This is a genomic window from Yaniella halotolerans DSM 15476, from assembly GCF_000420805.1.
GTDB lineage: Bacteria > Actinomycetota > Actinomycetes > Actinomycetales > Micrococcaceae > Yaniella > Yaniella halotolerans.
The window spans coordinates 1,528,652-1,553,616 of record NZ_ATVQ01000001.1; the positions used below are offsets into that span (position 1 = coordinate 1,528,652).

General features: G+C 56.2%; 26 protein-coding genes and 3 tRNA genes. 17 read left to right on the forward strand and 12 right to left on the reverse strand.

Going from position 1 to position 24,965, the window contains the following annotated elements:
* Positions 1–7 precede the first annotated feature (7 nt).
* Positions 8–466: a 23S rRNA (pseudouridine(1915)-N(3))-methyltransferase RlmH gene (locus G583_RS0107275; RefSeq protein ID WP_022870528.1), complete on the reverse strand. Its 459-nt coding sequence runs from the start codon at positions 464–466 to the stop codon at positions 8–10.
* Between the two features lie 201 nt (positions 467–667).
* Here G583_RS0107275 and G583_RS0107280 point away from each other — a divergent pair, with 201 nt between their 5' ends.
* From G583_RS0107280 to G583_RS0107300, 5 genes are all read left to right on the forward strand, one after another.
* Positions 668–1,321 carry a GntR family transcriptional regulator gene (locus tag G583_RS0107280; RefSeq protein ID WP_022870529.1) on the forward strand — a complete coding sequence of 218 codons (654 nt, stop codon included), beginning with the start codon at positions 668–670 and terminating at the stop codon, positions 1,319–1,321.
* A complete protein-coding gene (locus G583_RS0107285; RefSeq protein ID WP_022870530.1) occupies positions 1,314–2,831 on the forward strand; it encodes an MmgE/PrpD family protein in 1,518 nt (505 codons plus the stop codon). Before G583_RS0107280 ends, G583_RS0107285 begins: the two co-directional genes overlap by 8 nt.
* Complete coding sequence (gene prpB / locus G583_RS0107290) at positions 2,831–3,760, forward strand: methylisocitrate lyase (protein ID WP_022870531.1); 930 nt, start codon at positions 2,831–2,833, stop codon at positions 3,758–3,760. The genes G583_RS0107285 and prpB overlap by 1 nt, the downstream gene beginning before the upstream one ends.
* Positions 3,761–3,771: 11 nt before the next feature.
* Complete coding sequence (locus G583_RS0107295; RefSeq protein WP_022870532.1) at positions 3,772–4,905, forward strand: bifunctional 2-methylcitrate synthase/citrate synthase; 1,134 nt, start codon at positions 3,772–3,774, stop codon at positions 4,903–4,905.
* Between the two features lie 146 nt (positions 4,906–5,051).
* Positions 5,052–5,402, forward strand: coding sequence for a YciI family protein (locus tag G583_RS0107300; RefSeq protein WP_022870533.1), 351 nt, complete (start codon positions 5,052–5,054; stop codon positions 5,400–5,402).
* Between the two features lie 59 nt (positions 5,403–5,461).
* Here the strand turns inward: G583_RS0107300 and G583_RS0107305 are convergent.
* Positions 5,462–5,549 (reverse strand) — tRNA-Ser (locus G583_RS0107305).
* A gap of 44 nt (positions 5,550–5,593) precedes the next feature.
* Entirely contained in the window at positions 5,594–6,031 is a 438-nt protein-coding gene (locus G583_RS0107310) for a nucleoside deaminase (RefSeq protein WP_051129670.1), read from the reverse strand.
* A gap of 89 nt (positions 6,032–6,120) precedes the next feature.
* Between G583_RS0107310 and upp the strand changes: the two genes are divergently transcribed.
* The 7 genes from upp to G583_RS0107345 all read left to right on the forward strand — a co-directional run bounded on the left by upp (position 6,121) and on the right by G583_RS0107345 (position 10,668).
* Complete coding sequence (upp, locus tag G583_RS0107315; RefSeq protein ID WP_029629357.1) at positions 6,121–6,756, forward strand: uracil phosphoribosyltransferase; 636 nt, start codon at positions 6,121–6,123, stop codon at positions 6,754–6,756.
* 230 nt (positions 6,757–6,986) lie between these two features.
* Positions 6,987–7,748, forward strand: coding sequence for a winged helix-turn-helix domain-containing protein (locus G583_RS0107320; protein WP_022870536.1), 762 nt, complete (start codon positions 6,987–6,989; stop codon positions 7,746–7,748).
* An 81-nt stretch (positions 7,749–7,829) separates the two neighbouring features.
* Positions 7,830–8,333: a carboxymuconolactone decarboxylase family protein gene (locus G583_RS14930; protein ID WP_022870537.1), complete on the forward strand. Its 504-nt coding sequence runs from the start codon at positions 7,830–7,832 to the stop codon at positions 8,331–8,333.
* Positions 8,330–9,475, forward strand: coding sequence for a pirin family protein (locus tag G583_RS0107330; RefSeq protein WP_022870538.1), 1,146 nt, complete (start codon positions 8,330–8,332; stop codon positions 9,473–9,475). Before G583_RS14930 ends, G583_RS0107330 begins: the two co-directional genes overlap by 4 nt.
* A complete protein-coding gene (locus tag G583_RS0107335) occupies positions 9,476–9,817 on the forward strand; it encodes a GNAT family N-acetyltransferase (protein WP_022870539.1) in 342 nt (113 codons plus the stop codon).
* 7 nt (positions 9,818–9,824) lie between these two features.
* Entirely contained in the window at positions 9,825–10,157 is a 333-nt protein-coding gene (locus tag G583_RS14935; RefSeq protein WP_022870540.1) for a GNAT family N-acetyltransferase, read from the forward strand.
* Entirely contained in the window at positions 10,147–10,668 is a 522-nt protein-coding gene (locus tag G583_RS0107345) for a SixA phosphatase family protein (protein ID WP_022870541.1), read from the forward strand. The genes G583_RS14935 and G583_RS0107345 overlap by 11 nt, the downstream gene beginning before the upstream one ends.
* Here the strand turns inward: G583_RS0107345 and G583_RS16725 are convergent.
* Positions 10,665–10,826 carry a hypothetical protein gene (locus tag G583_RS16725; protein WP_022870542.1) on the reverse strand — a complete coding sequence of 54 codons (162 nt, stop codon included), beginning with the start codon at positions 10,824–10,826 and terminating at the stop codon, positions 10,665–10,667. The two genes, G583_RS0107345 and G583_RS16725, sit on opposite strands and share 4 nt — an antisense overlap.
* A 139-nt stretch (positions 10,827–10,965) precedes the next feature.
* Positions 10,966–11,039: transfer RNA gene (locus G583_RS0107355), tRNA-Arg, on the reverse strand.
* A 385-nt stretch (positions 11,040–11,424) separates the two neighbouring features.
* On the opposite strand from G583_RS0107355, the gene G583_RS0107360 reads away from it, so the two are divergent.
* Complete coding sequence (locus G583_RS0107360) at positions 11,425–13,272, forward strand: phosphoenolpyruvate carboxykinase (GTP) (RefSeq protein ID WP_022870543.1); 1,848 nt, start codon at positions 11,425–11,427, stop codon at positions 13,270–13,272.
* Between the two features lie 62 nt (positions 13,273–13,334).
* Positions 13,335–15,392, forward strand: coding sequence for a RecQ family ATP-dependent DNA helicase (locus tag G583_RS0107365; protein WP_022870544.1), 2,058 nt, complete (start codon positions 13,335–13,337; stop codon positions 15,390–15,392).
* Here G583_RS0107365 and G583_RS0107370 read toward each other — a convergent pair.
* Positions 15,389–16,780, reverse strand: a complete 1,392-nt coding sequence (locus G583_RS0107370) for a phosphomannomutase/phosphoglucomutase (RefSeq protein WP_040895258.1) — start codon at positions 16,778–16,780, stop codon at positions 15,389–15,391. The genes G583_RS0107365 and G583_RS0107370 overlap by 4 nt on opposite strands.
* Positions 16,781–16,871: 91 nt before the next feature.
* Here G583_RS0107370 and G583_RS14940 point away from each other — a divergent pair, with 91 nt between their 5' ends.
* Together G583_RS14940 and G583_RS0107380 are read left to right on the forward strand one after the other, a co-directional pair.
* Positions 16,872–18,140 (forward strand): MFS transporter, encoded by a 1,269-nt coding sequence (locus G583_RS14940; RefSeq protein WP_022870546.1) that lies wholly within the window; start codon positions 16,872–16,874, stop codon positions 18,138–18,140.
* A 24-nt stretch (positions 18,141–18,164) separates the two neighbouring features.
* Complete coding sequence (locus tag G583_RS0107380; RefSeq protein WP_022870547.1) at positions 18,165–18,857, forward strand: hypothetical protein; 693 nt, start codon at positions 18,165–18,167, stop codon at positions 18,855–18,857.
* Positions 18,858–18,914: 57 nt separating this feature from the next.
* Here the strand turns inward: G583_RS0107380 and G583_RS0107385 are convergent, their stop codons facing one another.
* The 3 genes from G583_RS0107385 to G583_RS0107395 form a co-directional block, all read right to left on the reverse strand.
* Positions 18,915–19,229 carry a hypothetical protein gene (locus G583_RS0107385; RefSeq protein WP_029629359.1) on the reverse strand — a complete coding sequence of 105 codons (315 nt, stop codon included), beginning with the start codon at positions 19,227–19,229 and terminating at the stop codon, positions 18,915–18,917.
* A 12-nt stretch (positions 19,230–19,241) separates the two neighbouring features.
* Positions 19,242–20,309, reverse strand: a complete 1,068-nt coding sequence (locus tag G583_RS0107390; RefSeq protein WP_029629360.1) for a 2,3-butanediol dehydrogenase — start codon at positions 20,307–20,309, stop codon at positions 19,242–19,244.
* Between the two features lie 337 nt (positions 20,310–20,646).
* Positions 20,647–20,738: transfer RNA gene (locus G583_RS0107395), tRNA-Ser, on the reverse strand.
* A gap of 201 nt (positions 20,739–20,939) precedes the next feature.
* Here G583_RS0107395 and G583_RS0107400 point away from each other — a divergent pair.
* Positions 20,940–22,859 (forward strand): AMP-binding protein, encoded by a 1,920-nt coding sequence (locus G583_RS0107400; protein WP_022870550.1) that lies wholly within the window; start codon positions 20,940–20,942, stop codon positions 22,857–22,859.
* Here G583_RS0107400 and G583_RS0107405 read toward each other — a convergent pair.
* Genes G583_RS0107405 through G583_RS0107415 form a run of 3 tightly spaced genes read right to left on the reverse strand, consistent with a single transcriptional unit; the run spans position 22,856 to position 24,961 of the window.
* Positions 22,856–23,614 (reverse strand): IclR family transcriptional regulator domain-containing protein, encoded by a 759-nt coding sequence (locus G583_RS0107405; RefSeq protein WP_022870551.1) that lies wholly within the window; start codon positions 23,612–23,614, stop codon positions 22,856–22,858. The two genes, G583_RS0107400 and G583_RS0107405, sit on opposite strands and share 4 nt — an antisense overlap.
* The gene (locus G583_RS0107410; protein WP_022870552.1) at positions 23,598–24,254 is read right to left on the reverse strand and encodes a 3-oxoacid CoA-transferase subunit B; all 657 of its coding nucleotides are present in this window, start codon (positions 24,252–24,254) and stop codon (positions 23,598–23,600) included. Before G583_RS0107410 ends, G583_RS0107405 begins: the two co-directional genes overlap by 17 nt.
* A complete protein-coding gene (locus G583_RS0107415) occupies positions 24,254–24,961 on the reverse strand; it encodes a 3-oxoacid CoA-transferase subunit A (RefSeq protein WP_022870553.1) in 708 nt (235 codons plus the stop codon). The genes G583_RS0107410 and G583_RS0107415 overlap by 1 nt, the downstream gene beginning before the upstream one ends.
* Positions 24,962–24,965 lie beyond the last annotated feature (4 nt).

Sequence of the window (24,965 nt, forward strand, 5' to 3'; positions counted from 1 at the left end):
GTCCAGACTACTGGTGATGATACGGTCGCCCGGCGGAAATCTCCTGCGCGCGATAAATTTGTTCGGTCACCATGAGCCGCACCAACTGATGCGGAAACACTAGATTCGACAGCGACCACACCGTATCGGCTCGCGCTCGCAGCTGATCATTGACGCCGTAGGCGCCGCCGATCACCACGGCGACGTTTCGTGAGGTGTCGAAGAGTTGCTGCAAGTGGGCCGCCAACTGCGGCGATGAAAAGTTTTTGCCCCGTTCGTCCAGCAGGATGACGTGGTCGCTGGGGCGAAGCTGTTTGGTGATGGCCGCAGATTCTTCATCCCGAGAGCGTTGTTCACCGGAGGTTGTGTGGGGAACAAGTTTGAAGATCACGTCATAAGGCTTTTTGAGGCGTTTGGTAAACCGGTCGATACCGTCGATGACCCAGGCTTCATGCCGTTTTCCCACGGTAATGACGCGTATGGACAAGGCTTGAACTCCCGGCTTGCTGTTGTGGACTCTTCTGCTCAACTGTAGCCTGGCGCCAGCCTCATTTCAGGCAGCACCTCCCCGCGTCGGGGTGTAGTTCGCTAGCACCGCTACTCGTCTGATGTATACAGAACTATACATATTATGGCGCAGATCTCACGGAACTGGCCAAGTCGCCCACCCTGTGTATACACTGAAGGTATGCGAGCCAGTGAACGAGCCTATGTGGCGCTGCGCCGGGACATTCTCAATTGGGATCTCCCACCCGGCTCAGTGCTTGCCGAGGTTGAGCTATCCGAACGCCTTGGCGTTTCGCGTACTCCTGTGCGCGAAGCCGTGGCGAAATTGGTGGCTGACGGTCTGGCGTATGCACAACGGGGGCGGGGGACTGTAGTCTCCGACGTTTCCCTAGAAGATTTAGAGGACATGTTTGTGCTGCGTCGAGTACTCGAAACTGAATCGGCTCGACTTGCCGCGATCAGCGATCAGGCCCACCGTTTTGCTCCACTGGCCGAAAGATTCCGATCGGTCGTCGAACATTCCGAAACACTCGAAGAGCCCGGTCCGTACTACCAGTTGGTCAACACCATGGATGAGCTCATCGATGAAGCGGCGGGCAATAATTACCTGTCCACCGCACTCACAAATTTGCGCGTGCACCTGGCACGCGTTCGCCGCATGGCCAAAGACGACCGTGACCGTCTGGCCGCGTCTGCGGTGGAGCACTCCAAGATTGCCGAGGCAATCGCAAAACAAGATCCACTGCTAGCCAGTGCAGCAACGACCATGCATCTGCAGGCGTCGCTGGATCATATCCTTACCCATGCAGAAACTCCGAAGGGACGTCATGATTAACCACGAAGTACGTGTTTACCCATCCGCGCAGCATCTTCCACACGAAGATCAGCTGGCCTACAAGATCGCCAAAGTTGCCACCGACGACGTCGCGGTCACCGATGACGTTAAAGACATGATCATTAACCGCATCATTGATAACGCCTCGGTCGCGGTTGCTTCACTGAACCGTGCCCCAATTGTCTCGGCGCGTGCCCAGGCTGCTACACATGCGCCATCTACCGGCGGCTCCGGTGCCTCAGTCTTCGGTATTGACGAGAAGGTCTCCCCGGAATGGGCAGCATGGGCAAATGGGGTGGCCGTTCGTGAGCTCGACTATCACGACACCTTCTTGGCCGCGGACTACTCCCACCCCGGCGATAACATTCCGGCCATCTTGGCGGCAGCCGAGCACGCCGAGAAATCCGGTCATGAGCTGATCCGGGGTATCGCCACCGGATATGAAATCCAGGTCAACCTCGTCAAAGCGATCTGCCTGCACGAGCACAAGATTGACCACATCGCACACTTGGGGCCATCGGCCGCCGCCGGTCTTGGAACCCTGCTCGGTGCCGATACTGAGACCATCTTCCAGGCCGTTGGGCAAGCCCTCCATACGTCAACGGCTACTCGTCAGTCACGGAAGGGCGAAATTTCCACGTGGAAGGCCCACGCACCAGCATTCGCCGGCAAGATGGCCTTGGAATCCATTGACCGTGCACTGCGCGGCCAGACCTCCCCGGTCCCTATTTATGAAGGTGAAGACGGCGTCATCGCGTGGATGCTCGATGGTCCGGATGCGAACTACACCGTGCCACTGCCAGCCGAGGGTGAAGCAAAGCGCGCCATCTTGGATACCTACACCAAGGAACACTCTGCCGAATACCAGGCTCAAGCATGGATCGACCTGGCCCGGAAGCTAAACCAGGAACACCCAGAAGCCACCGATCCCGCCAACGTGGAAGCCATTGTCATCAAGACCTCCCACCACACCCATTACGTGATCGGTACCGGAGCCAACGACCCAGAGAAAATGGACCCAACCGCGTCCCGCGAAACGCTGGATCACTCGATCATGTACATCTTTGCGGTCGCGCTACAAGACGGCGCATGGCACCACGTTGATTCATACGCACCAGAACGTGCTCAGCGTAAAGACACCGTGGAACTGTGGCACAAGGTCTCAACCGTTGAAGATCCTGAATGGACCCGCCGCTACCACTCGCTGGACCTTGACGAAAAAGCCTTTGGCGGCTCGGTAGAGATCACCATGAAAGATGGCACCGTCATCACCGATGACATTGCCGTCGCAGATGCCCACCCACTGGGCGCTCGTCCATTCGAACGCGAACAGTACATCAGCAAATTCCGCATGCTTGCTGAGGGCATCGTCGAAGAAGCCGAAATCACCCGCTTCCTGGACGCAGTCCAGCGCCTTGATGAACTCAAGCCAGGTGAACTCGATGCGCTCAACGTCGTCGCCAAGCCCGGCTACATCAACGCAGCGGAAGCACCGAAAGGACTCTTCTAATGCTGTATTCGAAAGTCAGTCCCGCCGACAAACGCGTCGCCTTACGCAACATGCTCACCCCCGGAGCTGCACGGCAGTTTCCCGGGGCGTTCAACCCGCTGTCCGCACGCCTGATCGAAGAAAAGAACTTCGACGGCGTGTACATCTCGGGTGCGGTGCTTGCCAATGATCTGGGTCTGCCAGACATCGGCTTGACCACCCTGCCCGAGGTTGCCAATCGTGCCGGCCAGATCGCGCGGATGACGGATCTACCATCGCTGGTCGATGCCGACACCGGTTTTGGTGAGCCCATGAACCTGGCGCGCACCATTCAAGAGCTCGAACATGCCGGCCTGGCCGGGATGCACATCGAGGACCAGGTGTTGCCGAAACGCTGTGGTCACCTGGACGGCAAGACTGTCGTCGACACCGCCACTATGACCCAACGGATTGCAGCCGCTGCCGATACGCGTATCGATGACAACTTTCTCATCATGGCGCGTACTGACATCCGCGGTATTGAGGGGCTGCCAGCCGCCATCGACCGGGCCAAGGCCATGGTCGATGCAGGTGCCGATGCGATCTTCCCGGAGGCGATGAAAGACCTGTCGGAGTTCGAGGCCATCACCAACGCCGTCGATGTTCCAGTCCTGGCCAACATGACAGAGTTCGGTAAATCCGAGCTCTTCACCCGCCAGCAACTGGCCGACGCCGGGGTCGCCATGGTGATTTACCCTGTGACCCTATTGCGTAGCGCCATGGGCGAGGCTGAACGCGTCCTTGATACGATTACCAAAGACGGCACACAGCAGGCGTCCGTGGACCAGATGCTGACCCGGTCCCGCCTGTATGAACTTGTAGCCTACGAAGACTACAACGCATTTGATTCCGGTATCTTCAACTTCGAAGTGCCGGGCCTAGATATCGATGCCAACGCCGAAAACCTCTGATTGGAGTATTTATGTCCGAAGAGATGAGAAAAGGCCTGGTCGGTGTTGTCGCCGATTCCACCGCCATCTCGAAAGTCAATCCAGACACTAACTCGCTGCTCTACCGCGGCTACCCCGTTCAGGACCTGGCGAGCCAGAAATCCTTCGAAGAAGTCGCCCTGCTGATGTGGAACGGCGAACTGCCATCCGAGGCAGAACTCGACGATTTCATTAAACTGGAGCGTGGCCATCGTGCGCTGGATCCAGCCGTCAAAGAGGCCATTGATCTGCTGCCAAAAGACGCCCACCCGATGGACGTTGCCCGCACCGCAGTCTCGGTCATCGGGGCACGTCATGACGATGCTGAAAACTCTGACCCCTCGGTCGAATTGCGCAAATCCAAAGAACTTTTTGCTGCGTTCCCGGCTGTTGTGGCCTACGACCAGCGCCGTCGTCGTGGCCTCGATGTTGTGGAACCACGCGATGACCTCGACTATTCGCAGAACTTCCTGTGGATGACCTTCGGTGAGGAATATCCGGCCGAGGTTGTTGACGCGTTCCGCGTGTCCATGGTGCTCTACGCCGAGCACTCCTTCAATGCCTCGACCTTCACCGCCCGCGTGATCACCTCGACTGAATCAGATCTGCACTCGGCTGTTACCGGTGCGATCGGTGCGCTCAAAGGAGCACTGCACGGTGGCGCCAATGAGGCCGTCATGCACACGTTCAACGAGATCGGAATTGACAAGAACGAATCTCGCGAAGACGCCGCAGCACGCGCCAAGGCATGGATGGAAGCTGCCCTGGCCGAAAAGCGTAAAGTTATGGGCTTTGGCCACCGCGTCTACAAGTCCGGTGACTCCCGCGTGCCGTCGATGAAAGAAGCCTTGGACAAGATGATCGAATACTACGATCGTGGCGAAATCCTGGGGCTCTACGACGGTCTCGAAAAGGCCATGGCCGAGGCTAAGGACATCCTGCCAAACTTGGATTATCCGGCAGGCCCTACCTATCACCTAATGGGCTTTGACACCGACATGTTCACCCCGCTGTTTATTGCCTCACGCATCACGGGTTGGACCGCTCATATTATTGAGCAGCGTGCGGATAACGCCCTGATCCGTCCACTGTCGCTCTACCACGGACCTGATCAGCGCGAACTCTAAGAACGCCTGAGACGCTTAGAAGGCCGCGAACTCCCAACAGGGTTCGCGGCTTTTAGCGTTCCACCATAAGGGGTCGACACCAAGCATCCGTGATGCGAGCATAGAGGTACCAAGATCCTGAGGCTCGCCGCAGTGAGGAGTTCATTATGCGCTACCTGTTGTCATGGCACATCCGGGAGGCCGAACTACACGATCGCACTCCCGCATGGCGCGAGGAGATCGTAGCGTTCCTCGCTCGATTCGAGGACGAGTTGTTCCTCAGTTCTGAACTCGACTGGGTTGAAGTACTCGACCCAGAGTCACAAGCGATCGTGGTTGGTCCCGGTGGGGACGTTCGTCCCGGTTATTACAATGAAGGCGGAAAACCCTCGGCACGAGTGTGGGCAATTCGCGTCGAAAATAAAGAGCGCGCCCGAGAGATCGCAGCAACCTTCGCGGGACAACTCGACACGTGGATCGAAGTCCGTGAATCCTTACCGGGGGCACAACGCCCCTAGGCAATACAAAAAGCCCTTACTCCGTTGATATATCAACGAGGTAAGGGCTTATTGATCAGCGGTAGCGGAGGGATTTGAACCCTCGGTACGGGGTTGCCGTACAAAGCATTTCGAGTGCTTCACCTTCGGCCGCTCGGACACGCTACCAAATACCCGAGCCACTATACCGGATGCCCTGATAATCCCCAAAATTAGCGTTTATCCGCAAAGAAGTTTCGCAACAACTGTGCACACTCTTTCGCCAAGACGCCACCAATGACCTCAACCTGGTGATTCAGCCGAGGTTCACGCAGGACATCCAGCACGGAACCTGCAGCCCCTGTCTTTGGTTCCCACGCCCCGAACACGACTCGCGGCATCCTCGCCAGCACCATCGCACCCGCGCACATCGAGCATGGCTCCAAGGTGACGACTAGGGTGCAATCGGCAAGTTCCCAGCCGGTCGTGCTAAGCGCTTCTGTGGCCTGAGTGAGGGCCACCATTTCAGCATGACGGGTCGGGTCCCCGGAAGCTTCGACTTCGTTGGCTGCTGCAGCAACTAACTCGCCGTCGGGCGCGAAAATTGCAGCTCCGATGGGCACATCATCGGTCGCGGCGGTCGTATGTGCCGCGGCAATGGCTCGGTGCATCCAAGCAGCCAGGTGCTCGGGTGGCGGAAGCGGTGTAGCAGTTGAGGTAGTCACACATTTACTGTAGGTGATCACGCTAAACTGACCCTATGCATGTTCATCTGATAGACCACCCTCTGCTGGCTCATAAACTGACGGTACTGCGAAGAAAAGAAACCCCGTCGATGATCTTTCGGCAGGTAACCGAAGAACTCGTCATGCTGCTTGCCTACGAAGCGACACGTGACTTGGACGTCGTCGACGTCGAGATCGAGACCCCGGTAACCGCGACGACCGGCACGCAGATCGCGAAACCTCGTCCGCTTGTGGTGCCTATCTTGCGTGCAGGACTGGGCATGCTTGATGGCATGGTTCGCATGGCCCCAACCGCCGAAGTTGGCTTCTTGGGCATGATCCGTGACGACGAAACGTTGAACATTGTTACGTATGCCGAACGCCTACCGAAAGACCTGACGGGACGCCACGTTTTCCTGCTGGACCCCATGCTGGCCACCGGCGGCACGTTGGCCGAGTCGATTCGTTTCCTATACGAACGCAATGCTCGTCAGGTGTCCGCAATCTGTCTGCTCGCCGCCCCGGAAGGCATCGAATACCTCCAAGATAACCTCGCCGATATTGACGTAAGTCTCTACGTTGCAGCAATCGATGAGCGACTGGACGAGAATGCTTATATCGTGCCGGGCCTCGGTGACGCAGGAGATCGCCTCTACGGCGTCGCAGAGTAGCGCTTATACATCTGTATTGGGTCGAAAACTCCTGAGAGTTCGAATGTTACAAGTGATTCTCATCACTTAATGAAGTCGAAAGTCCACATAATGAGACAAACATGGGGTCGGCGTTTGCGTTACGTGACCATTACGGGTCAATGTTGTGATAGCACATACCAGTTCGGGTCAGGTTAGTCCCGAGCGTCATCGGTGGTCATCGCCGTTTAGTTTGTTGAAGGAATAACTCTATGACAAGCGCACCCCAGCAAGGTTACGTTCACATTTCGGTACGTAACGCACAACGCCGAGCAGAGCGTGTCCGAGCTTATCGGGAGGCGGATGAGAATCGTCTCAGGGCGGTTCCTTCAGACGAGACCCCCGCACCAGAAAATGGTGTGGCTCCGGTGCATATGGAAACCGAAGCTCGTGGATTTGTGCTGTATGTGGGCATGGACGAACAGTCTGCCCTCGCCGCTGGTACGTCGTTGACCCGTTTAGCCAACGAACTGCGCCACTATGTTGAAACCTTAGTTCCTGGCGCAGATTCCTATGCGGCAGTCGCTATTGCCCCGGCCGACGTGGCGGGTGAAGATCTTGACGTCGTCCGTCAGGTCACCGCAGATCCCACCATCCAGCAGGCTATTTCGCCAGAACTTGCCTCAGCTCCAGCACCGGTCTCAACCCGGCAGCCGGGTGTGCTCATCGACCTTGCCCGTCGCGAAGTTTTGCTCGATGGCGAACCACTCAACCTGACATATAAAGAATTTGAGCTGTTGAACTACCTGGTCGAAAATGGCGGTCGTACAGTTAACCGGGAAGAGCTGCTCCAGACGCTGTGGGATGAAACCGAAGAAGTCCCCAACGAGCGCACCATCGACGTTCACATTCGTCGTCTACGCGCCAAGCTGGGACGTCTCTCCGGCACGGTCCGCACTGTTCGTGGTCAGGGCTACCGTTTCTACGAGCACCCAGAAGTTGTCGTCTGGGCCGCACCAGAGTACTCCATTTAGTCACCTGAAGCCTTCCAAGCAACCCCTGCATTAACTGCTGTGCAGGGCTAGACTCGTAGAGAGCTTTTGGAAGGAGCCGTCATGACGGATCGTGACCCACTGCAGTTTTTCCTCGATAAATCGAATCCTGACGCTTGGAAAGCCGTGATCCGATTATCGAGAGCAGTGAGTGACGACGCCCGTGCGGCAGGCCTATCAGACCAGCTGATCGAACTGGTCAATCTTCGCGTATCTCAGATGAATGGTTGCGCCTACTGTCTGGATCTGCATACTCGTTACGCCGTTGACGCCGGAGTATCGGCCCAACGACTCGGAGCCCTGGCCGCTTGGTGGGAAGCTGAGAACCTCTACACCGCCCAGGAACGTGCAGCACTGCACTTGGCTCAAGAAGTCACGAACGTGGACGACATTGATTCCGTGCAGGCCGCACAGCTGATCGCCTTTGGGCAATTGAACGAAGAACAATATGCTGCCGTTCAATGGGTGGCGATGACGATGAATCTTACGAACCGGATCTCAATTCTCTCGCACCACCCGGTACGCCCGAATAAGGCCTCGAAGCAAGCGCTGGGGGAGTCGTCATGACGAATCTTGACCCAAATCCAGAACTCATTGACTTTAACGCTCCAAATAATTCTGCAGGACTTAGCGCCGGTTTCGAAGAAAAACGCGGCACTGACTATATTGTCGAGGTGCTCGAACCACGTGGGGTACCGCTGGGCGGACCACGCGCGATGACAGTACAGCGCACCATTCCGCAGCGAGCTCGCTCACTGATCGGTGCGTGGTGTTTCCTCGACTATTTTGGGCCTGACGATGTTACGCAATCCGGCGGCATGCAAGTGCCACGCCACCCACACACTGGTTTAGCTACCGTCTCGTGGCTATTCGAAGGCCGGGTTGACCACGTCGACTCCGCTGGGAACTGGGCTTTAGTTCGTCCCGGTGAAGTCAATCTTATGAATGCCGGATACGGTATCACCCACTCCGAACATTCCAGCCACGACACCACAACGCTGCACGGTGTGCAGCTCTGGTACGCCTTTCCGGAGCAGCATCGTTTCGTGGAACCCCACCTTGACCAGCACCGAGCGGAAGTCGTTCGCGGTCCAGGTTGGGAGACGAAAATCGCTATTGGCTCCTTGCTGGGTGTCACTTCTCCAGTCGAAACGTACAGCCCACTTTCTGCAGCAGAAATATCGTTGGAGCCCAACACAACGCTGGAAATTGATGTGCCGGCTGAACACGAACACGGACTGCTGGCAGTGGAGTGCACCGCGAACTTCAACGGTGCGTTGATCGAACAGAATCACCTCGGATATTTAGGCACCGGGGTGACGAAACTGGAGCTCAGCTCCGGCGAAACGCCCATACGTGTCATGCTGATCGGTGGCGAGCCGCTGCATGAAGACATTGTGATGTGGTGGAATTTCGTGGGTCGTTCTCACGACGAAATCGCACGCTGGAGACAACGCTATCAAACAGAAATGGGCTTTGAAGCACCTGCCGAAGACTCTCCGCTGGCCGGGCATGAGCTCGAAGCACCCGTCGCTGGCCCGCTGTTGGATACGTTGATACCGAACGCCTATCCCGAAGGCACCCGCTTCCCACAGTACGGACAGTTCCCGCCCAACGAACCAGCGCCCCTACCGGCCCCAGGATTGCCGACGGTAGCGATGAAACCAAGAAAAAATCCACCAACGGTTGCCCGCCGCAAGGAGGACTAGATGACGAATCTATCGCCAGATCATCCACAATTTTTTCAACGCAATGGGTATATCGGCATGATCGTCGATGACTCGGATACCGTTGCAGGTCGCGAAATATATCGAGACCACGAAACAGCCGATGGCACAAAGCAGAGGATCTTTATCGAGACCGTGGTCGAAGAAGACTACCGCGGTGCCGGGCTTGCCGGAAAACTCGTACAATATGCGCTCGATAACGCACTGGACGAGGGTTACCGCATTGTTGCGATCTGCCCATACGTCAAAAGTTGGATCGAGAAAAACTCCGATAAACGCTACGCCGACGCCAGTGACACTGCGCGTCCCGAACACTTCAACTAAGGCAGACATGACTACACAATCACGCTGGTTCCGCGATGAAGAGTCCTTCGGTGTCACGAATGAGACCGGGGATGTCATCGGCCGCAACCTCTATCATGATGTCGAATCCGCCGACGGCACCAAACAACGCGTATTTCCAGGGGTCTTTGTCCATCCCGATTATCGAGGCGCAGGTTTGGCCGGGGAACTGACGAAACATTCTCTGGACCAATCAATCGCCGAAGGATATCGCATCGTGCCGGTTTGCCCCTACGTGGCACAATGGATGCGGGAATACGACGACGGATCCTATTTGAAATACCGTGATGAGCCGTCCTCGGAGCACTTGAATGTCGACTAACACAGATCAGAAACGTCTTATTGTCCTTCGACATGGCAAAGCCGCGTATCCGCCCGTGCCCGACCATGAACGACCACTGGCAGACCGCGGCAATACTGAAGCCCCTGCCGCCGGTCGTTGGCTGATTGAACAGGGCATATATCCTGACGCCATCGTCACTTCAGATGCCGTGCGTACACGACAAACCACCACGTGGGTGCTCAACGAACTCGGAGATACAGCCCCCACGCCTTACCTGGATTCTCGTCTCTACTTGAGCTCTGCAACCCAGGTGCTGTCGGTGATTAACGAAACCGAAGAACAAGTTCGGACGCTCATGGTTGTCGGCCACATGCCCTGGGTGCAAGAAATTGGGATGCGGTTAGCGTCGGTTGACTCTGATGAACAAGCAGTATTGGATATGGCTGAACGCTATCCGACACTAGGGCTGATGGTATTCAACGTTCCCGGTGAGTGGGCCAGCCTGGACGGTCGTGATGCTGACATGACGCATTTCGTCGTGCCACGCTAGACATCCTCTCGAACTCCAAGACGCAGAAGCACGACGCCGATCGCGGAGATGAGAGCGAAACACATCAAAGTTACTGCCAGCCACAGCGGCAGCGGCACAAACATTGTGATCATCATCGCGATGAGTGCTAGTGCGAGAAGGATGCGGGAGCAGGTCATTGTTCCTCAAGAATACTGATATGCGTTGAAGTCTAGCGAACTTCAGCAAACGTATTTGGGCTAACGAAAAGCCCTTGAGATATGATCTGCAATCAATCTCAAGGGCCGAGGATCCGCATGAAACTGCGAACGTTTTGAGCGCGCCCTAAGGGATTCGAACCCCTGACCTTCTGTTCCGTAGACAGACGCTCTATCCAGCTGAGCTAAGGGCGCCGGGCAACGAGAACTAACTATACTCGTACTTTTTGAAAATGCAAAACCAGTGCGGGTCCTGTTTTTGCAAAAACGAGCTGTGTGGAGGTGAAGTAACGTGTATAAACTCATTTTCGCAGGATTGGTGAGGTGCGAAAAGCCCGACAATAGCTCATTTTCCAGGGTTTCAGTATGAAAACCAGTGTCGTTCATCACTTTCTCCCGGTTAGGTAAAGTGAATCTTGTCTCTGAGCGAAGTTCTGGTGAATCAACTTGGGCGCGGTCAGCGGACAGGCTGCTAAAGTGTGCGACATAGACTCTCGTTCCGACCGGAACGGTTCGCAGCACGACGACGTGCTGGTATTGTCATGCTGCGGTTGGTAAGTCGATACGAAAAAGGATCCAAATGGTTGAAAACGCCGCCTCCGATCTGGCTGCACAGGTCGAGGACACCGCACCCACCAATTACGCACCGTTATTGGACTGGGTCAAAGAAATAGCGGAGCTGACCCAACCGGACTCGGTCTACTGGGTAGATGGTTCGCAGGAAGAAAACGATCGCATCGCCCAAGAAATGGTCGATGCCGGTTCATTGGTCCGACTCACGGACCCACAGTTTCCGAATTCTTATGCGGCCTTCTCCGATCCCGCCGATGTTGCGCGCGTCGAATCGCGGACATTTATCTGCTCTGAAAAAGAAGAAGATGCTGGTTTTACCAATAACTGGAAAGACCCAGCCGAGATGAAATCCATCCTCAACGATGCATTCGACGGCGCCATGCGTGGCCGCACAATGTACGTTGTCCCATTCGTCATGGGTCCACTGGATGCTAAAGATCCTAAGTTCGGTGTGGAAATCACCGACAGCCCCTACGTTGTCCTGTCCATGCGCGTCATGGCTCGTATCGGCACAGACGTTTTGAACAAGATTGCTGAAACTGAAGCATTCTTCGTTCCGGCCTTGCACTCCGTTGGTTCCCCACTGGAGCCAGGTCAAGAAGACGTTACCTGGCCATCAAGCGACACCAAGTGGATTGTCCACTTCCCGGAGGAGCGTTCAATTGTCTCCTACGGCTCCGGCTACGGCGGCAACGCACTGCTCGGCAAAAAGGCATATGCGCTGCGCATTGCTTCGGCTATGGCACGTGACGAAGGCTGGATGGCCGAGCACATGCTGATTCTGAAGCTCACCAGCCCAGAAAATGAGTCCTACACGATCACCGGCGCCTTCCCGTCAGCCACCGGTAAGACCAACCTCGCGCTGATTGATCCAACCTTGGAAGGCTGGACCGCTGAAACACTGGGCGATGACATCGCTTGGATCACGCCCGATGAGGATAAGAACCTGCGGGTCGTTAACCCAGAATACGGCTTCTTCGGTGTGGCCCCAGGTACTGGCTGGCACACCAACCCCAACGCGATGCGTGCCATCGCCAAGGGGAACACAATCTTCACTAACGTTGCGTTGACTCCAGAAGGTGGCGTTTGGTGGGAAGGCCTTACCAAAGAGAAGCCAGCCAAACTCACCGACTGGTTGGGTAACGAGTGGACGCCTGAGTCTATTACCCCGGCAGCGCACCCGAACTCACGGTTCTGCACGCCGATTGACCAGACCGACATGTTGGCTGAGGAGTACTTCAACCCAGAAGGCATCAAGCTTGACGCGGTCTTGTTCGGTGGTCGTCGTGACAACGCGATCCCGCTGGTGACTGAAGCCCGGTCATGGCAAGATGGAGTGTTCAAGGGTGCAACCCTGTCGTCTGCACGCACCGCTGCTGCAGAAGGCAAAGTTGGCGAAGTTCGTCGCGACCCAATGGCGATGCTGCCATTCATGGGATACGCAGCAGGCGACTACGTCCAAAATTGGTTGGATATGGAAGACAAGATCGGCGCTGACAATATGCCGCAAATCTTCTTGGTCAACTGGTTCCGCCGCAATGACGCCGGCAAGATCTCCTGGCCAGGCTTCGGCGAGAACGCTCGTGTCCTGAAATGGGTCGTTGAGCGTCTGCAAGGAAAGGGCAAAGGCACCGATACTCCTATCGGCGTCGTTCCTACCCAGGATGCGTTGGACTTGACCGGCTTGGAGATTTCTGAAGACAACCTCATCAACTCGATTAAATTCGACGCGGATGAATGGCACGACGAAATCCCGATGATAGAAGAATGGTTCGAAAAATTCGGCGATAAACTGCCAGCTGCTATGTCGGACGAACTTGACGGACTCAAGGATCGTCTAGGGCTGAACAGCTAGTTTTCCACAACACGTCAACCCGGGTCTGCAATAACAGGCCCGGGTTGACTACGTTAAAGGGTATGACACTACGCGCTGAGGCCACCCAGATTCTTTCCGAACTCGTCGGAAAGCCCGCAGCCTTCCACGAGGGACAGTATGAGGCCATCGAAGCGATCGTCAGTGGGCGGCGCGGATTGGTCGTGCAGCGCACCGGGTGGGGAAAATCTGCGGTCTACTTCGTCGCGACAGCACTCCTGAGACGTCGTGGTGGTGGACCCACGTTGATCATCTCTCCTCTGCTAGCTCTGATGGCAGATCAGGTTGCAGCAGCCCAGCGTGCCGGCATCGTGGCTGAATCAATTAACTCAACCAATGCGGCCGCCTGGAACGTGATTGCAGGGCAACTGGAACGCGACGAAATCGACGTCTTGCTGATCTCGCCGGAACGTCTCAACAATCCGATGTTTCGTCAGAGTCAGCTGCCCGATCTGATCGAACGACTGGGGCTCTTGGTCATCGATGAGGCCCATTGCATTTCGGACTGGGGTCACGATTTTCGCCCGGACTATCGCAGAATCGGCTCGGTGATCAGCCAGTTGGAAACACCAATCCTGGCGACAACAGCAACGGCGAACCAGCGTGTGGTCGACGATGTACTGGAACAACTTGGCAATGACGTCTTCCTAACTCGCGGCCCGCTAGCCCGCTCGTCGTTGCGACTCTCGGTGTTGCCCCAAGCCGACTCGCAAACCAGAATCGGTTGGCTGGTCGACCATCTGACGCACTTCGAATCCTCGGGCATTGTATATACGCTTACGGTCGCTGCTGCCCACGACGTCGCAGAAGCCCTCCAAGCAGCCGGGCATAATGTGGCCGCATATACGGGCGCGACCGCACCAGAAGAGCGCACCGAGCTAGAACAAGCATTGAAAGATAACCGAGTCAAAGCACTGATTGCCACGTCGGCTCTGGGCATGGGATTCGATAAGCCAGACCTTGGATTTGTCGTTCATTTTGGCGCACCGTCATCTCCGGTTTCCTACTACCAACATATCGGTCGTGCCGGACGTGGGACCGACCACGCCGAGGCGGTGCTCCTACCCGGTGTGGAAGACCAACGGATCTGGGAATACTTTGCGACAGCATCAATGCCAGACGAAGGGATCGCTAAGCAGGTTCTGGAAGCCACACAGCAGCCGCTTTCTATACCTGCACTGTCGGCCAGGGTAGACCTATCGCCGTCACGGCTGGAACTGTTGATTAAGATTCTCGCCGTTGATGACGCCATCGTTCGAGTTCAAGGCGGCTGGCAGGCCACCGGCACGCCCTGGCACTACGATGCCGAACGCTACGAGCATGTGGCAGCCCAACGTGTTGCCGAACAAAATCTGATGTTGGAATACCAGCGCACCGAGCAGTGTCGTATGCAGTATCTTTCACAGACATTAGATGACCCCTACGCCCAAGCGTGCGGCCGGTGCGATAACTGCGTGGGCGCCTGGCTTACACTTGAGATTTCTGCGGACGCCCGCAACTACGCGCAACAGGTCTTGGCACGGCCGGGGGTCGACATTGCGCCGCGAAAGATGTGGCCTACCGGTCTGGACAATCTTGGAATCAACCTCAAAGGAAAAATCAAACAGCAACATCTCCCGGGGCGGGCACTCGCCCGCCTGACAGATCTCGGCTGGGGCACCACGCTGCGTCAACTCCAAGATGCTGATGATCAGCCTGTTACCGATGCCATGGTGCAAGGCTTGGTCCAAGTCTTGGCGGACTGGGACTGGGCTCAGCGTCCCATTGCCGTCGTTGCGATGCCATCGCCAAACCGACCACAACTGGTGGGGTCCCTGGCACAGGCTATCGCAAGCATTGGCCAGTTACCGTACCTCGGTGAGTTGCAATGGAACGGTCCGGTCCATCCTCCGGCTGCCAACAGCGCGTTCCGCTTAGCTCAAGTGCATAATCGGTATAGCGTGCCTGCGCAACTCCAAGAGGCGTTGAACAGTGCACCACAAGGGCCACTGCTGCTCGTCGACGATATTGCCTCGACCAAGTGGTCCTTGACCGTAGCATCTGCGACGCTGCTGCGGGCTGGCGCCGACAGTGTCCTCCCACTGACGCTTGGCATCGCCTAAGCGCGGAGGATCCCCAGCACGGTGTCTCGGAGCCACACCATCGTAGATGGATCGGCAGCTTCAGCATTGAACCGCAGCAAGGGTTCGGTATTCGACGGGCGGAGATTAAACCACCAATCGCCATTGGTCGCTGCCATCGTCGTGCCGTCAATGGTCGAAATAGTGGTTTCAACACCGGGGTCGAATTCGGCGAGCACCTGAGCGATCGAACCGGCTTGGTCTGCGACTTGCGAGTTGATCTCCCCGGAAGCAACGTATGGGGTGTACTCGGCTGCCAAGGAGGAAGCGGTGGCGGTGGTTGATCCCAGCATCGCTAAGACGTGCATGGCCGCTAACATGCCGGTATCGGCATTGAAAAAGTCGCGGAAATAATAGTGCGCAGAGTGCTCGCCGCCAAACACCGCGGAATGCTCGGCCATGTAGGCCTTGATGAACGAGTGCCCTACACGAGTTTCAACCGCTCGACCACCTGCAGCCTCAACTGCTTCGGGCACAACCTTTGATGTGATGAGGTTGTAAATAATCACCGGGGTGGTCTCACCGGCATTTTGAGCTCGTGCGATCTCTCGTACCGCAACCATGGCCGTGATGGCCGATGGGGTTACCGGTTCGCCTCGCTCATCAATCACAAAACAGCGGTCTGCATCGCCGTCGAATGCTAAACCAAGATCCGCGCCATGCTCACGCACCGCGTTCTGCAGATCGACTAAGTTGGCCGGTTCAATAGGATTGGCCGGGTGGTTAGGGAAGGTCCCGTCTAATTCAAAATACAACGGGATGATGTCAATAGGTAGTGAGCTCAACACCTTATCGCCCAGAACCGCAGGGGTGGTGTACCCAGCCATGCCATTTCCTGCATCGACCACAACTTTTAGCGGACGAATGTTCGATAGATCTACGAGCGAGCGTAGATATTCTGCGTAGCCGGTGAGCGTATCGCGCTGCGAAACTTCGCCTGCTTCAGCTACGGATTCGACAAACCCGGCGTCCAAATAACTTTGCGCCTTGGCTTGGATCTCCGCCAAGCCAGTATCTGCTGAAATGGGGACGGCAGCAGCACGGGTCATTTTTATGCCGTTGTAGCCGGCGGGGTTATGCGAGGCAGTGAACACCACGCCCGGAGCGTTCAGTACACCCGAGGCGTGATACAACATATCGGTGGAGATCAATCCCAGCTGTTCAACATCTGCACCTGCGGCTGCGGCGCCGCGGGTAAATGCTGCCACATAGTCTTCCGATGAAGGGCGCATATCACCACCAACGAGTACCCGGTCAGCACCGGTCACCGCAACGAATGCGAATCCGACCGCTAACGCTACGTCAGCATTGATGGTTTCGTCTTCGATACCGCGGACGTCGTAGGCTTTAAAACTATCGGCTAAATTCATTTTGGGGAGATCAAAAGCAAGCTTCACGATTTCTGAGTCTAGCCTCAAACCACACCGGCACATAAAACCTCGTTGCGGCAGAAAGGCAGCCATGCACCAGTTCCAGTTTCCGGGGCCACAGACCGGAGAAACATGGCTGGGACACGTTCCCAAAACGGCGAGCTTCCGACGGTTGATGATCGGTCTATTCTTCGCCGGCGTCGCAACCTTTGCACAGCTCTATTCACCTCAGGGACTGCTGCCCCTGATCGCTGCAGACCTGCAAGCTAGCGCGGATCAAGCCGCGCTGCTGGTATCTGCTTCTACGATTGGTCTGGCAGCGGCTGTTATTCCGTGGTCATTTGTGGGTGACAGGCTCGGACGGAAACCAGCCATGACGATTTCTATTATTACCGCCTGTTTATTCGGTATTGGCGCCACACTTGCGCCGACCTTCGGCGTGATTCTGCTGTTTCGGGTGTTAGAAGGCATGGCACTGGGTGGTGTGCCAGCGCTGGCAATGGCCTATCTGAATGAGGAAGTCCACCCGCAAGCCACCGGTCAATCAGCCGGGACGTTCATCGCGGGGACGGTACTCGGCGGGCTCCTAGGTCGTGTCGTGGCAGCCCCCATAGGGGAGTGGTACCACTGGCGTATGGGCATGGGGGTAGTGTTGGCGCTTGCGGTGGCTTCGGCCGTCTGCTTTCTGCTCCTCACTCCAGCGGCGAGAAAATTTCAACCCACAAAGTCTTCCCCGCGTAAAGCCATCGCAGCGATTACCACCAATTTGCGCTCCGCGGTGCTCAACGTCATGTACCTGCAGGGCATGTTACTGATGGGCGGATTCGTGGCCGTCTACAATTTCTTGGGATTCCACCTCATAGAAGAGCCATTCAATTTGCCGGTCTCTGTGGTGTCGCTGCTCTTTTTGGCCTATCTCATGGGCACTTTCACGTCACCGTGGGCAGGTGCTCTGGCGACTAGATATCGGCCTTCTCGAGTGCTGATGGTACTGACTCTACTGATGATTACGGGAATCCTGCTCACACTCGTTCCCAACCTCTGGGTAGTATTGCTCGGGCTACTGGTATTTACCGGTGCATTTTTCGGAGCACATTCCGTCGCATCCGGTTGGGCCGGAGCTGCGGCAGAAGGCGGAAGAGCCCAGTCAACGTCGCTATACAACCTCTGTTACTACACCGGATCGTCAGTTTTTGGTTGGCTCGGCGGCATCTTTTTGATCCATTATGGATGGACTGGAACAGTGCTGATGACCGCCGGTTTGGCACTGTTGGCGCTGACTGCCACGGCGCTGTTATACGTTTTTGTTGTCCGACCGCGAATTAAAGCGGTCCGAGAGCCGAACTCGACACGCGCTTGACAACTTGACAGTACAATAGGCGGCATGGAATTCATTATCCCGCTCTTGCTGCTTGCGGTCTCGGCTTTATTGGTGTGGGGCATCATCGCCTTTCTCGGTCGCTCATCAGGCCTACAGAACACAACCGCAGGTTCACGCGGTAAGTCGCCGGCGCTCTTTGACCGTATGTCCGAAGAAGGCGCATCTGCTGCTGCCCGACGCCTAGACGAAGAGTCTCACAACAAGGTCTATCGTTACCTTGCTGTTGGACAGCTTGCCCAGGCGGCAGAGGTCTACCACAAAGCGACCGGAGTGGGACGGATTGAGGCGTTTGTCGATGTCCAAGCGCTGTATCAGTTCCCGCAAGAGCATGTGGAAGATGCCGAAGAATCGGTTCCACTGGAAGATGTGGCAGGCTCGGATCCGTTTGTCCCAGCGGATGAACAGGAAGTCACCGATCTCACGGTGCCTGATGAGTGGTTAGAGCTCAGTGAGCCGGCCAAGCAGCAAGGCTTCGAAGTGCAAATTAGTCGGGATTCCGAAACAATCTCTATGTCGTCGGAGGAATTGCCTCCGTGGATTCGCGATCAGATTGAGGCGATGGTCCGCGACGAGCGGCTTGATGATGCAGCAGAAACCCTGACCGAACATACGGTGTTGCAGCAGACCGAGGCGCAGGATCTCATTAAAATTATCGCGCAACAGATTCACGCTGCGGACGATGACAGCAAAGAGTAATGACGTTTGCCCAATGAAAAAGCTCCCTGTTTATACAGGGAGCTTTTCTATGGTCGCTTAGACGTCGTCCTCGGCAGCCGGTCCGCCTTCACCTTCCCAGCGGTCTATCTGCTTGGCTTTTGAACTGGAGTGTTTCAGCCGTACGCCATAGCCGCCGGCTTGCGAATCCGGTAAGAACAGTGCGCCGTGTTCGATGAGTACGGCTTTGATTGCTTGCTCCTGCTCTTCGGGTAACGAAATGACACCACGTTCAAACTTCCGAATCTCATCGCGTTCGATACCTGTTTCGTCAGCTATATACCACGTCGAGATGCCGACCAGGGCACGACCCGCCCTCGCCAGGTTGGAGTTGAATACGTCTTGAATAGTCATCACGACTCCCATCTATTGATCAATTTTGACCAAGATCTTTACTTCAGTTTCGCCCGCGTCGCGAAGCTTCCGCAAGCCTTGATCCACCACGTCATCCATGTCTATGACAGAACTAATAAATTGACGAACATTCAATTTTCCAGACAGAACAAGGTCAATGGCTTCGCCGTGCACATTAGCGTAGCCGATCGATGACCCCATCGTCCGTTCTTGCATTGTCAGTGCATCGGCAACTGCAAACATAATTGCTTCTGGATATACCGCAACGATCTCAACGTGTCCGGTTGGCCGGACCACCTCGAACATCTGATTGAAGACAACTTCGACGCCAGCACAGTCAAAAGCAAAGGCCGCGCCTACGCCATCGGTGGCATCCTGGACGACATTCAGCAGTGATTCCTTAGTGGGGTCAACAACGCGATCTGCGTAACCAGCATCTCTAGCAATCTGCTGACGAGCTGTAGATACTTCGGACAGAATCACATTGAGCCCCTTGGCTTTTAGCACGGCGGTCACTAACTGTCCGATCGGGCCCCCACCGCCGACCACGGCCGTCTCTCCCGCCAGGACGCCCGCCCGGTTGACGGCATTCAGCGCTACCGCCAAGGGTTCAATCAGGGCGCCTTCTTCGAGTGACATGTCACCGATTCCGTGTACCCAACGTTGTTCGACCACAATCGACTGGGCCATCCCGCCGCCCCGTCCAGAGATGCCGATGAAGCCCATGTCTTCACACAGGTTGTATTGTCCTTGTTGGCAAGCCCAGCAGGTGCCATCGACCATTAGAGGTTCTACGACCACGCGATCGCCAACCTTCACATGATCGACGTCGTGTGCGATTTCAGTAACGACGCCTGAGAATTCGTGACCGAACACCACGGGAAGGACTTCACCCGAAAGTGCATGCGGTTCATGTTCTGTAGGAGCTGGCGGGAACGGTCCGGAGAAAAACAGGGAGAGGTCAGACCCGCACAGGCCATTGAACGCCGGAGCAATTTTTACTGCGCCATCGACGAGTTCAGGTTCTGGAATATCTTCGATACGGACGTCTTCCGTTCCGTAGTATCTGACTGCTTTCAATGCAACCACCTCTCACAAAACGGTGGAATATGCTTCTGCTCCTAGTCTTTCACTAGGGCTGTTGTCCTTCAAGACTGCTGTTCTTCAGGCGGAATGTTGTGGCGCGGTGCAGGAAATTATTCGGGGGCTATTCTGCCGCTATGTATACATAACCACGTATGGTGCTGAAAAGAGGACATTATTCGTTGGCCAGAAGACGCTGGGAAATACTCCGTGAAGCGGCCCCTATCGGAGGCCGGAAAAACTAGGTGGCACTCAACTGTCGCCAAGGCGTTCGCCGAATAAAGTGCCTTAGCCGTCAAAGCCCTGCAAACTCAATGAGTCTGCAGGGCTGTATTGGCGGAGGCGGGGGGATTCGAACCCCCGGTCCGCGTTTAAACAGACCCTTCATTAGCAGTGAAGTCCAATCGGCCTCTCTGGCACGCCTCCGGGCTATTTGCGCATTTTCGTGTGCAAATAACCCCTTTACCATATCGGACGAAAACGGATAGAGCAAAACGAGCATGGCAGTGTCTGTGAATACCGCCCGCGAGTTTGTCATGTACATCACAGGCGACTAATGTGTGACCCACGCAATGTATACATAAATGGTTTTACTGGACAACATCGAGAAGTTTGCGAAGGAGCAGCATGGGTGAAGAAAAGTCGCAACAACCAGGTACTGCCTATCGTGCGGTACTGGAACAGTCCATCCAGCAACCGGCAGAGTTCTGGCTCGAACAAGCAGAGCTGCTCGATTGGCATACAGCACCCACTCGAGGACTCGACTATGACGGTGCCGAATCATGGAAATGGTACCCGGATGGTCGCCTCAACATCACCTATCAAGCCTTAGACCGCTGGGTGAAGAACGGTCGAGGTGACCAACCCGCACTTATCTGGGATTCAGCCATGACCGACCAGAAAATTACCTATACCTACGCTGAACTGCTGGATCAAGTTGCTCGGCTGGCTGCAGCACTGCGAGCCCAGGGTATCGAGCACGGAGATCGGGTACTGATCTATATGCCCATGATCCCAGAAGCATTGATCGCGATGTTGGCCGTTGCTCGACTCGGCGCCATCCATGTGGTGACCTTTGGTGGGTTTGCCCCCAAAGAAGTGGCTACTCGACTGGATGATGCCCAGGCCAAAGCTGTCATTGCGGCAAACGGCGGTATCGAGCCGTCTAGACCCATTCGCTATCTTCCAAACGTGGCTGAGGCTATTGAAATGGCTGAGCATAAGCCAGAGGTTGTGTTCATCAAACAGCGTCCAGAGATCGACGATAATATTGCTGATTTCGATCCGGCTTGGTTAGATTTTGACGAGCAATTGGCCGCGCAGCAGCCGGTTGATGCGGTCCCTGTGGCAGCAACCGCCCCGCTGTATTTGTTGCACACCTCGGGTACGACCTCGAAACCAAAGGCCGTCATTCGCGATCACGGTGGATATGCCGTGGCCTCTGCCTGGTCGGTTCCACACATCTATGATGTTGCAGCTGGGGAGACCATGTTTGTGGCTTCAGACGTCGGATGGGTCGTAGGCCATACCTACATTGTGTACGCGCCCCTGGTTGCCGGTGCCACAACCGTTGTCTATGAGGGCAAACCCGTGGGAACCCCGGACGCCGGCGCATTCTGGCGGGTCGCATCCGAACACCAAGCCAAAATGATCTTCTCAGCGCCCACAGCCTACCGTGCAATCCGGGCTGCGGATCCCCACGGGGAACAGTGGGAAAAATACGATATGTCTGCTCTGCGGAATGTATTTTCCGCCGGTGAACGGCTCGATGAAGACACGTATCACTGGTTGGCTGAGGTTACAGGTAAGCCGATTGTTGACCACTGGTGGCAGACCGAAACCGGTTGGCCGATTGTAGCGAACCTGCGAGGGTTGGATCCGATGCCGATGAAACCCGGTTCGTCGTCGGTCGCGGTGCCCGGCTACGACGTCGGTGTTGTCAATCCACTGGGTGAACCCGTTGGCCCGGGCAATGAGGGCAATATTGTGATCAAATTGCCGCTCCCACCAGGTGCCATGGTTGGGTTGTATGGTGAACCGGAGCGTTTCCACTCCTCGTACATGGCTGCCTTCCCTGGCTATTACGAAACCGGTGATACCGGATATATCGACGAGGACGGCTATGTCTTTGTCCTGGGACGCTCCGACGACGTCATCAATGTGGCAGGTCACCGATTGTCCACTGGCACACTGGAATCGGTCATTGCCGATCACCCGGTTGTTGCCGAAACTGCTGTGATCGGTGTGGCCGACGGTATTAAAGGCCAAAAACCGGTGGCCTATGTGGTCTTGACCGCCGGCGCCGATATTACGCCCGAACAGCTTTCCAAAGAGTTAGTGGCTAAAGTGCGTAAAGATTTCGGTGCGGTCGCGGCATTCCGTGACGTCGAAGTTGTCTCGGCGCTGCCAAAAACCCGGTCTGGCAAGATTCTGCGACGCACGATGCGGTCGATTGTCGAGGGCGAGGACTTTTCCGCGCCCGCGACCATCGATGATCCCGATGTACTGGAATCCTTTGCGGGACAAACCCGGCGCTGGGAGATCTAAAGGGCGTTGGACACCTCATCGGCCGCTGCTTGCAACGCGGGCAGTAGTTCGGTGAGGTCCCCTGGCGTATGCCGAGTGACCGCGATCGAGGTATTCATGGCGGCAACGGTTTCCCCAGCCCGGTTGCGAATCGGGACCGCCACGGAAGCTAATCCAACTTCAAGTTCTTCTGTGACCACGGCAAAGCCTTGAGCCCGAATTTCGGCAATTTCACGTCGGAGCCACGCCGGGTCCGTTATGGTGTAATCGGTGACCTCGGCCAGCTCCGCCTCGGCAAAATACGTTTCGAGCTCGGCATCGGATAAACCGGCCAGGAGCACGCGCCCCATCGACGTCGCATACGCGGGGAATCGCGTCCCGACCGTGATGTTGATCCGCATGATCGACGTGGTCTCTTTCCGAGCAATGTAGACGACGTCGGTGGTATCAAGCACGGACGCCGACGTGGATTGCCCCAGCTGTTTGGACAGGTTCGCTAAGACCGGATCGATCAGTTCGACTAGTGGCTGCGAAGACAAGTACGCAAACCCCAGATTCAGCACCTTGGGCGTCAGCTGAAAATTCTTCTCGTTAGCCCGCATGTAGCCCAGCGACACCAGGGTGTGGAGGAAGCGCCGCACGGTCGCTCGGGAGAGCCCGGTGGCTTCTGCGACCTCGGTGAGGGTCATCGTCGGCGTTTGCCCGAAGGCCTCGATCACTTCGAGGCCCCGGGCAAACGACTGGACGAAAAGGCCCGTATTATTTGCTGGTTGCATCTACGAATTCGATATCCGATTTCGAGGTCAGTTCCTCGAAGCTCAGGCCAAATAGTGCAAGCACTTCAACGGTGCCGGAGTCTGAAAGTTCGAAGATGCCATGATCGGTGTACACGCGGGAAACACAGCCCACACCGGTTAACGGATAGGTGGCTTCGGATACCAGCTTGATGTCACCGTCACGAGTGAACAGGTTCATCATCACAAAGACCCGTTTGGCGCCAATGGCCAAGTCCATGGCTCCACCGACCGCAGGGATCGCATCTTCGGCACCCGTGTGCCAGTTGGCCAGGTCGCCGGTTGCCGAAACTTGGAAGGCACCCAGTACACAGACGTCGAGGTGGCCGCCGCGCATAATGGCAAATGAGTCTGCTTGATGGAAAAACGCAGCCCCCGGGGTTTCAGTGACGGGGACCTTGCCGGCGTTGATCAGGTCAACATCGACCTCCGCTTCTTCAGCAGCTCGACCCATGCCCAGCATGCCGTTTTCGGTGTGCAGGGTGACATCGTGTTCTTCGGTCAGATAGTTGGACACCAGGGTTGGTTGTCCGATGCCGAGATTGACGAAGGAACCGGCTTCAATGTCATCGGCAACGAATTGTGCCAGGGTGTTACGGTCTACTTTTTCGCTACGTAGCATTACTTCGCTCCTTGGGCACGCTCGCGTGCTGCCAGTTCAGTGGACTGAGTTTCAATGGGAACCATCACATCGGTGTAAATCGACGGGGTCACAATGTTTTCTGGATCAAGGCTTCCGGTCGGCAGTATCTCTTCGACCTGCACAATGGTTTGCTTAGCCGCGGTGGCCATAACCGGACCGAAGTTGCGCGCCGTCTTGCGGTAGACCAGGTTGCCCTTTTCGTCAGCCTGGAACGCTTTGATCAGCGCTACATCGCCATGAATTGGGTACTCCAGCACATAGTTGCGACCATTGATCTCACGAACTTCTTTGCCCTCGGCTAATCGGGTGCCGTACCCGGTCGGAGTGAAGAACGCGCCAATGCCCGCACCAGCGGCCCGCAAACGTTCGGCGAGGTTGCCCTGCGGGACGAGCTCCAGTTCAATTTCGCCGGCGCGGTAGGCCTCATCGAAGTGCCAAGAATCCGATTGGCGAGGGAACGAACAGATAATTTTGTTCACGCGGCGCTCTTTGATCAACAAGGCCAGGCCGGCATCGGCTTGGCCAGCATTGTTGTTGACGACGGTCAGGTCTTTTGCCCCCGACTCCAACAGTGCCTCGATGAGTTCCATGGGCTGGCCGGCGTCGCCGAACCCACCCATGAGGACCGTTGAACCGTCAGAGATATTGGCGACCGCATCGGCTGCGGTATCTACAATCTTTGTCATATCG